Annotated in this window: 8 protein-coding genes and 1 pseudogene; 5 read left to right on the top strand and 4 right to left on the bottom strand. The window is 32.8% G+C overall.

Annotation, left to right across the window (positions count from 1 at the left end):
• The first annotated feature begins 198 nt into the window (after positions 1-198).
• From ACY9Z2_RS18745 to ACY9Z2_RS18735, 3 genes and pseudogenes are all read left to right on the top strand, one after another.
• Positions 199-933: pseudogene (locus tag ACY9Z2_RS18745) on the top strand (NAD(P)-binding domain-containing protein).
• A gap of 998 nt (positions 934-1,931) precedes the next feature.
• Positions 1,932-3,134 (top strand): D-alanyl-D-alanine carboxypeptidase family protein, encoded by a 1,203-nt coding sequence (locus ACY9Z2_RS18740; protein WP_463611201.1) that lies wholly within the window; start codon positions 1,932-1,934, stop codon positions 3,132-3,134.
• Between the two features lie 214 nt (positions 3,135-3,348).
• Positions 3,349-3,780, top strand: a complete 432-nt coding sequence (locus ACY9Z2_RS18735; RefSeq protein WP_463611200.1) for a FixH family protein — start codon at positions 3,349-3,351, stop codon at positions 3,778-3,780.
• 576 nt (positions 3,781-4,356) lie between these two features.
• Here the strand turns inward: ACY9Z2_RS18735 and ACY9Z2_RS18730 are convergent.
• The 3 genes from ACY9Z2_RS18730 to ACY9Z2_RS18720 form a co-directional block, all read right to left on the bottom strand.
• Positions 4,357-4,566, bottom strand: a complete 210-nt coding sequence (locus ACY9Z2_RS18730; protein ID WP_463611199.1) for a capping complex subunit for YIEGIA — start codon at positions 4,564-4,566, stop codon at positions 4,357-4,359.
• Between the two features lie 23 nt (positions 4,567-4,589).
• The gene (locus tag ACY9Z2_RS18725; RefSeq protein ID WP_463611198.1) at positions 4,590-5,501 is read right to left on the bottom strand and encodes a YIEGIA domain-containing protein; all 912 of its coding nucleotides are present in this window, start codon (positions 5,499-5,501) and stop codon (positions 4,590-4,592) included.
• A gap of 106 nt (positions 5,502-5,607) precedes the next feature.
• Entirely contained in the window at positions 5,608-5,796 is a 189-nt protein-coding gene (locus ACY9Z2_RS18720; RefSeq protein ID WP_463611197.1) for a hypothetical protein, read from the bottom strand.
• Between the two features lie 287 nt (positions 5,797-6,083).
• Between ACY9Z2_RS18720 and ACY9Z2_RS18715 the strand changes: the two genes are divergently transcribed.
• Positions 6,084-6,899, top strand: a complete 816-nt coding sequence (locus ACY9Z2_RS18715; protein ID WP_463611196.1) for a ZIP family metal transporter — start codon at positions 6,084-6,086, stop codon at positions 6,897-6,899.
• 717 nt (positions 6,900-7,616) lie between these two features.
• Entirely contained in the window at positions 7,617-9,518 is a 1,902-nt protein-coding gene (locus ACY9Z2_RS18710) for an LTA synthase family protein (RefSeq protein ID WP_463611195.1), read from the top strand.
• Positions 9,519-9,670: 152 nt separating this feature from the next.
• Here ACY9Z2_RS18710 and ACY9Z2_RS18705 read toward each other — a convergent pair.
• The coding region (locus ACY9Z2_RS18705) for a transposase domain-containing protein (protein WP_463611202.1) at positions 9,671-9,829 on the bottom strand (159 nt) is incomplete at its 5' end.

The raw sequence follows: 9,829 nt of genomic DNA, 5'->3' as shown, positions 1-9,829 counted from the left end.
TTCGTCATAACAAAAGGTATCACACGTATCTTTGTTCAATTTTACAACTTTTTCAGCTGACATACTTAACACCTCACTCTAATGATTGTTTGATTATTTGTTTAAAGTGTAAGCAATATAATATTACTTGTCAATATTAATATTCAAATGATTGTTTTAGTGTGATAATATTATTGAAAAAGAATGGGGGAAGAGTAAATGAATGAAACTATAATTATTGGCGCAGGACAAGCTGGCTTGTCAATGGGATATTACTTAAAACAATCAGGCCATTCTTTCCTCATTTTAGATGAGAATAAAGAAGTAGGGGTATCGTGGAAAAAACGGTGTGATTCCTTAGTTTTGTTTACATCAAGTCAGTTTAGTTCACTACCGGGGTTCCTACTAGAAGGCGATTCACGAGGATTTCCTACCAAAGATGAAATAGCTAATTATCTGAGAGGATATGCGGAAAAATTTAAATTACCGATTAACATGATAGCAGAGTAACTATTGTTAGGAAGGAGAATAATGTTTTTATCATATTAGCTTAGCTGAACACTGGGAATATAGAGCTCAAAATGTAGTAGTAGCTACTGGACCATTTCAAAAACCAAAGATTCCTTCATTTTCGAAAGGCTTATCAAGCGATGTTATTAGGGGATATTGTCATTAAAGAAAAGTCTGTTGGAGGGCAGGAAAATAAAATTCCAGGACAAGTCGCTTCTTCAATTAAATAACATAATATGGGCTACTGGATTCGAACCTAACTATTCATGGGTAAAAATCACAGATGTCCTAGATTACAATGGAAAACCGATTCATAATAGGGGATTAACCAGTGTAGAAGGTTTATACTTTTTAGGGTTGCCTTTGCAATTTAGACGTGGTTCTGCGCTATTACAGGGTGTGGCCAGTGATACAGGTTATATTTTTAAAAATTTCACTTCTTAATTAAAAATATGGAAGTAGCAATAGTAATACTTAACTTGAAGCTTATCTATTATTTGTATTTCAATGCTTCGCCTAAGTATTTCTTAGTATACACAAAAATATGTGCTCTTATCTGATAGGTAAAATAGCATTAATATTGTAAGAAATTACAAAGTGAAAACGAAGGGAGCTAAGTAAATGGTTATTCAACAGACCAAAAGCAATTGTTGATACTTGGATAAAAATGAAAGAAATTTTCGCGAAATACAATATTCCGCTTTCACAAAAATTGGTAGTTAAAAAGGGGGCAACTTACCTTACTGCTAAGGGAATTGAACTAAGTTGTTGATAGTTCAACGGATACTTGCATTGAAGGTGGCTGACGGATGCCAAATAATAAAGAGTAGGTTACTCTTTTATATTAATTAAGTTTGCTAAGAAGTAAGGTTGTTTTTTAGATGATTTATACAGTAAAATTATTTATTTTTGCGGGACTGGCTAAAATAGGCGGAGGCTACCTTATTTGGTTATTGGTAGGGTTTATGTTGCGTACGGAGGGGTATTAATCATTTATCTGTCTTGTTGTACTACGCCATTAAAATGAAATGTGTTTTCAAGTAGTAAGAGACTTATTTTAACAAGCCATTTTAAGACCCTAATTCACTGGAACTGTGATTTTTATTATTAATCTCCACATCAATCAATAAAGGATAAATACTCTTTATTAAAAACATTGCCGACACAACTTTATAGTGACAGGTATATTTTTTTGTTATTAAAATTACTCTATAGTATAAAGTTTATTTTTAGAATTAAATTGAAAATTTTTTTGTTTAGTTAGTGGGACATTTTTCTACTAAAGATACAGAGAAAAGTAATTATCTACCTCTCCCTAATTTTCCCTGTTACAAGCATTTAACAATGTTAAATATTTATTACATCTATACAAATCTACACCATTCTTGGTTGAAAATAGTTAGAATTGTGATTGGAAACTATTTTTAATAAAGGGTGCTAACATGAGAAAATTCATTCTAATTATCATAACTATTGCTGCCATGAACCCATTATTCATGTCTAAAGTCTTTGCTAACTCTGATGTTTCTCCTCCTAATTTAGTAAGTGAAGCCGCAATTATGATCGATGCAAAAACAGGAAGGGTTCTTTATGAAAAAAATGCTAATACACAAATGTACCCCGCAAGTTTAACCAAAATTGCAACAGCTATCTATGCTATAGAGACAGGTAATCTCGACGGAATTGTAACCGTTAGTGAAAAGGCAAGGAATATAGAAGGAACTAAAGTTTATTTAGAAGAAGGAGAAAAAGTAACGTTAAAGAAGCTTATACAAGGATTGTTAATTAATTCAGGAAACGATGCAGGAGTAGCGATTGCTGAACATTTGAGTGGCAGTGTGAAACAGTTTGCATCAGATATAAACAAATACTTAAAAAACATAATTGGTGTAAAAAATACTCATTTTGAAAATCCGCATGGTCTTTTTGATCCGAAACATGTAACAACTGCGAAAGACTTGGCCAAAATCACTCAATACGCAATGAAAAATGACACATTTCGAAAAATATTTGGGACAAAAAAATTAAAGTGGAATGGGGAGTCTTGGGATACCACGCTTATTACCCATCATAAATTAATGAGACAGATTCCCTATGAGGGTATAACTGGTGGGAAGACGGGCTTCGTCAATCAATCTGGTTTTACCCTGGCTACGACAGCAGAGAGGGATAAATTAAGTCTAATTGTGATTACTTTAAATAGCTATTTACAATCAGCAGCATATGATGACACAATTAATCTATTAGACTATGGATTTAATAACTTTGAAACATCTAGTATCTCTAAGGGATCCACCTTTAAGCGTGGGGACCAAGAGTTTATAATACCAAAAGCAATTTTCTATACTCATTCTATAAATGAGAAAATGACAAAAGAAGTTAATAGTAATGGTTCATTAGAGATAACGAATGAAGACGGAAAAATAATATTTTCTTATCCTTTAAACCAGGTAAAAGAACATCTCGTAGAAAAGAAAATGGCTGACACTACTGGCAATGCTACGGATATGAAGACGAGTTCAGTTTTCGGAGGACATATAGTCGAATTTCTTTTTATGTTGTTTATTACCCTAGCAGTTATAGCAGGGATTATTTATCACAGTAGACAAATAGTTAAGGTAACAAGGACTTTCGATGAGGGGTAGCCGTTAATAATCTAGCCCGTTAATTCCATTGAAAAGGCATCCATCAATTTTCTAATTTAATCTTTTTTGACAATAAAAATTACTTTTGTCAGGACCATTCAAATGAAGTGGTTAATTTAATGTTTGATTTATAGTCGTATGTGGAATCGTTTTCAAGAAAATATTCATTAGACCAGATTGTAAACCGAGAAAAATTTATTAAAGGAGTTTATTGATGAAAAAAATAACAATATTTATTGCTACTTTGGCTTTTGTTTTCTTAGTAGCTTGCGGTAATACTAATGGTAGTAACTTAAAAGATAATGAGAAAGATGCAGAGGTGTCAATTGAACCATTAAAGGTTGAATTTATCACGAAATCTGATGCCTTTAAACTAGGAAAAGAAGGAACTATTCAAATTAGGGTTACCAAAGGTAGTGAAACTGTCTCTGATGCAGATGAAATCCAATTTGAAATTTGGAAGAAAGGAAACCAAAATAACTCAAAGAAATTTAAAGTCAAGAATGAAGGTGATGGTGTGTATTCACTAAAACATACATTTAATGAAAAGGGAATCTATAACGTAATTTCTCATGTAACAGCACGGGGATCGCACACGATGCCAGCCAAAGAATTTAATGTGGGTGCTAATGGTGAGAGAAAATAATCAAGGTACGAACATGACTATAATGCTCCAAACTTTATTTATATTAATATTTTTATAAATGATTATATTATTACAGATCTTCTATATAGTCATAACTTAACCATTTTAAGTAATATATTTTACTAATGGGGTGTGATAAGATGAAAATGAAAAGGAATATTGGAGCTTCATTCAAAATTGTAGTCGTTTTGTTCGTACTGGTTTTTTTTGTTATTCCGTTAGTCATAAGCATCTCATATGGAAATATACCTTTTCTTAATAATAATTATCTATTTTTAAACGATGTTTTGGTGTCTAATGATCAACAATTAAATAGTAATAATAATCCGTTTCTTAATTACAGAATTTATACTTGGTCAGAAATAAAAAACTATATTATTAGTAATGAAATGGATTTTACTCATGTTTTCCGGGATACTGCTGTACTATTTTTCACATCAGTCATAGCCGTAATTTTTGATCGAACTTTTGGGCGAAATTTTTCAAAATTTATCCGAAGAAAATAAACTTTTTTATAGATTATTATCATTTTTTTAATGAATTTCCACTGGGGTCATGGTGAACCAACAATGATACTTATAAACGGAATATCAAATAGTCATTATTTTTCAACCGCGTAACGTCTGCTTTTAACGCTTTTGCAATGTCTGTTGTCATTTGTTTTAATTCTTCTTCAGAGTCAGCGTATAAACACAGAGGGTATCCGGTAATAACTCGATTTTTATTTTGGGTGATGTAGGCTAAAACCTCATATTGTGGTGATCTTGCGTTTTCTTGTCGTCCCATAAAAAATCCTCCTTTAAATTTCTTTAGGCTTTTCCTTTAACCAAAAAATGTGATTTTTTCATGCTTTCCAACAATGGACATTTTTTTATTACTTCAATGAGTGAATCCGTATCCTTATTTATAGGGACAAGAGTGACAACAACTCTACCTTTTTCAAAGTCTTTTCGTGTGTAATTGTACCGTTTGACACCAAGAACACGAACTGCATCAAACAGAATAGCTTGCCTTTGACCGAAATTATCGAGAGCTAATCGATACATTTTATCCTTAGGGAAGATTACTGCTGCGATCGCTTCCACTTGAATGAGTTTCTGTGCCCGATCAGTTCCAATTTCATTTGTCACGTAAATACCGTCAACGTAAAGTTCAGAACCACGAACTTCTACCTTTCCTTCCTTGACTTCTGCGACATCTCCTATTGTTTTACCTTTTGAGAAGTACTTTAAAAAGAACAATATTGAAATGCCGAGAACGATCCCAATTATTTGTGCAACAAACAAATTGATGATATCGAACGATGACGCCACTTTAATAACTATCGAGGTGATAAGTGAAACAATTAATGCAAAATAGTTTCTTGCCTCAAATGTTTTTGCGATGCCATCAATGTATGCTCCGCCTCTTGGAGTGAATTCAGTTTTTTCCTGCAAACTAAGGCTATCTGTTTCAATTTTTCTTACATCACGAAATTGTTGGATAGCCAACGTCAGGAATGTAACTGCCACAAAGTTTTTCGTAAGTAGTGCTGGAACCGCAACCGCTCCAAGTGCAGCTGCAATAAATCCTGTAACCACGTGTATTAGGTACCCATTGGGATAGGTTGGGTATTGGCGGTAGTCTTCTTTTAATGTTAAATATCTGGCTAATGTTCCGACGAAAATCGCTGTAATTATCGTGTATAAATCAGCTGTCTCAAGTATACCTTTTCCTTGCATTATGTCACATCCTTTTAACAAATATTATCGTCGTAATTATATTTTCATGTATATATTCACATCATGAACTGCTATATACTATGAAGGATCTCTTTGATTTTTGCTATTAATACTCAATTTCTTCTAAGTCTTGTGGTTGTGGGGTTGGTTGTTTATGTATTAACTTCTCATTTTTTGATATTTCGTTGTTAATCTCCTGATAAGGCTTTACCTTTCTCAAACAATCCTTTGAATGTCTAATGCTTGTTTTATCATTCTTCACAGTGATCATCCTTCCTTGAAAAAAATCCGTCATGTAAAAGTAGACCTTCTTTCGGTATTTCAATTTTATTTTGACCAGAACTAAGAAGTTATATGTATCAAGTTTTATTTTAATCAGAAAATACTTGCTTCAAGACTTTCCTTTAGCTACTATCAATATATTTGGGAATTTGTACAAAATAATTTTTGTTGACGGACAAGTTTCCTTTGGTTTATAATGTTTCGCTAAGGAAACATTATCGTTTCGGTGATTATCCTTGCAATTGATACAAATGATTACAAAAGTTTATAATATTTTTTGCTAATTTTGGAGGAATGTTTATGGCTGAATTTTTTATTGATCTTTCCCCAGCTATCCAAGCACTGGCTACAACCTTATTCACTTGGGGCATGACTGCACTTGGAGCTTCTTTAGTATTTACAACAAAATCGGTTAATCAAAAATTTTTGGATGGAATGCTCGGTTTCGCAGGTGGGGTAATGATTGCTGCAAGTTTCTGGTCACTTCTTTCCCCTGCCCTTGAAATGGCAAAAAATGCCCCTTTACCAGCATGGATTCCAGCAGCTATAGGCTTCCTATTAGGTGGTCTCTTTTTATGGGGGATTGATAAACTTCTCCCACATTTACATCCAAATACACCAATAGGAGAGGCTGAGGGGATACAGCCGAATAAAAATCGTCGTAGTACACTGCTTGTTTTAGCAATCACTTTACACAATATTCCTGAAGGTCTTGCAGTTGGTGTAGCCTTTGGAGCAGTTGCTTCTGGATTTCCTGAAGCATCTTTAGCAGGAGCTGTCGCATTAGGGCTTGGAATTGGTATTCAAAACTTTCCTGAAGGTGTAGCTGTTTCCATGCCACTTCGAAGGGATGGAATGTCTCGTCGAAAAAGTTTTTTCTATGGGCAATTTTCTGGAATGGTTGAACCAGTTGCTGCATTGATTGGGGTAATGACTGTTGTTTTTATTGAACCAATACTTCCATATGCTTTAAGTTTTGCTGCGGGGGCAATGATTTTCGTCGTGGCTGAGGAAGTGATTCCTAGCTCACAAGAGGAGGGGAATAAGGACTTAGCATCTATGAGCTTAATGATTGGATTTACTGTCATGATGATTTTAGACATTGCATTAGGATAAAAAGCATTAATGGATCGATGGCTACAGACTTGTATCTCATCAAACATCAAAGCAACCATATATAGTTGCATTACCTTTTAGTTCCTGTTATTTTAGTTTATATGAATAAGTGAACAGATACCACTTTGAATCCTATAAATAGAATATCGTGTAGTGATTTAGTTCTTTACTTTACACGATAGCCTTACAAACTTTAATAAGGAGAAAACAATGTATACAGAATCTACTTTAAAAATACCACGTTATTTTATTTTAGCCTATATTGCATTGTTTGCAATGATTAGTTTTGTTACAAATCTAATTGTAAACAAGGCGTCTGGCCCAATAATTTTGTTTACCGTGTTGATCATTTTTTACTGGCTTATTGCAATTTCAATTATGAGACTCTTTAATAAGAAACACAATCTCAAGGGGATACTCATAAAAACCACTATTAGTTTACTAGTAATAGGTGTTATTACTACTATTCAGCAGATTGTTTTTGTTAATTTATCTTTGACGTTTAGTATTGTATTTATTCTAATGAGTTTTTTCTGTTTGTCCGTTTTTCATATCGTGTACTTTAACGTCAAGTCATAAATATCATTAACAAAATTGTAACATAATTGTTGTTTATAATATTCATAGTATATGATATTCTTTAATATGTATTAAATTTAAAGGGATTCTCTATCAAATTTATAATAGGAACTTCTGCTTTATAGGGAGGAACTATGAATGAAGAATACACGAATTAAAATACCATTATTTATAATAACAACCATACTGTTTGGAATAAAGACGTATATTGTTTATCGTTTTATGTTTAGCCTGGAATTAGATAACTCAATGCAAGAATTGATTTTATTTATTAACCCATTTGTGTCCGCTTACTTGATCTTTGCAGTAAGTGTTTGGTTTAAAAACCAATCCAGACAAATGAAATTTCTACGATACACCGCTTTAATTGGGTCGTTAATCTTGTTTTTTAATCTTGTATTTTACCGTGCAAATGCTGACTTTATAACGATTCCACAATTATTCCAAGCTAGTAATATGGGAGATTTAGGATCTAGTATTCTAACATTAATAAAACCATACGATATATTATTGTTTGCGGAAGTAGCCATTATTTGGTATTTGAGTAAACAAAAGAAAAAAGCTATGTCTGTGAATTTCCTTAGAAGAGGGAAAGTTTTTACATTGGCAGTTTCTTTTTTGTTGCTAGCAGGTAACTTTTTCTTAGCAGAAATGGAAAGACCTCAGCTTTTCACTCGTGCATTTGATCGAGAATATCTTGTGAAAAATATAGGTGTTTTTAATTACCATATGTACGATGTAGTAATGCAATCTAGAGTAAAAGCTAAACGAGTCTTTGCGGATGAAAATGAACTTCCAAAAATAAAAGAATATGTGAATGACATTCAAAGCAAAGACAAATCAAATATCTTTGGGATCGCAGAAGGTAAAAATTTAATTTTTATTTCTGTCGAGTCTATGCAAAACTTTGTTATTAATAATAAAGTAAATGGAGAAGAAATTACTCCCTTCTTAAATAGTTTAGTAGAAAATGAGGATACATTTTATTTTGAAAACTTTTATTCTCAAATCGCTCAGGGCAGAACGTCAGATTCTGAGTTTGTGGTAGAAAATTCACTGTATCCATTGCCAAGTGGTTCGGTATTCTTTACACATGCCCAGAATGAATATAATGCAATGCCTGAATTATTAAATGAAAAAGGCTACTATAATTCGGTATTCCATGCCAATAATAAAAGCTTTTGGAATAGGGATCAGATGTATAAGAATTTAGGGTATGACTATTATTATGGTGAAATGGCCTTCGAAGTGACAGACAATAATTCAATCGGTTGGGGACTAAAGGATAAGGCTTTTTTTGAACAATCAATTAAGTATTTACAGTCGTTCAAACAACCTTTTTACACAAAATTTATTACATTAACAAATCACTTTCCATTTAGTCTAGACAAGGAAGATCAAACAATAGAACCCTATAATTCTGGTTCAAGTACACTTAATAATTATTTTCCAACTGTAAGATATACTGATGAAGCAATTAAGCAGTTTTTTAATCAATTAAAAAATGCTGGTTTATATAAAAACTCAATCATTGTAATAATGGGTGACCATTTCGGAATAAGTGAAAACCATAATAAAGCAATGAGTCAATATTTGGGGAAAGATAAAATTACACCTTACGATCAAGTTCGGTTGCAACGTGTACCGCTTTTCATTCATATTCCTGGTTCAGGAAAAGGAAAAGTGATGTCTAATGTTTCTGGTCAGATTGATCTGAAACCAACATTACTACATTTATTAGGGGTAAATACGGAAAATGATATTTATTTTGGTAACGATCTATTTTCAGATGATCGCAAAGGATATATTGCATTACGAAATGGTAATTTCATTAGTAAAAAATATATATCAGCAGGTAGTGTATGCTACGATCGTCAGACTGGTGAACCAATTAAAAAGGACAATAAAACAAATAATAATGAAAGATATAAAAGCCCATGTCATCCAATAAAGGAAAAAGTTACCAAAGAACTTGGATATTCTGATGATATTATCTATGGTGATTTATTTAGATTTATTGATTTTAGTGAGCCAAATTGATAAAAAGTAATGAACTACCCTGAAAATAGTTTAGGAAAGGCAAACGATGATGAGGTGCAATTCGTATTTTGAGTTGCACCTCTAATTTAAAAAGATAAATGTAAGCGTCAAATAATCCCCACCTGTAATCAGATGGGGATTTTTTGTATGCTTTATTTAGATTTAGTTGGTACGCGGCATTCTTCTGGAAGAGATTGCGACCAAGGAAGCAATCTCGCCAATTCCGTTTTGTTGGTTGTATCCATATTGGGAAGTTCCTCAAATAAGTAACGAAGATAGTTGAATGGATTTAATCCGTTCTCCTTCGCAGT

The organism is Virgibacillus sp. GM2-2 (assembly GCF_055329585.1).
This window is presented reverse-complemented; position numbering and strand designations above follow the sequence as displayed.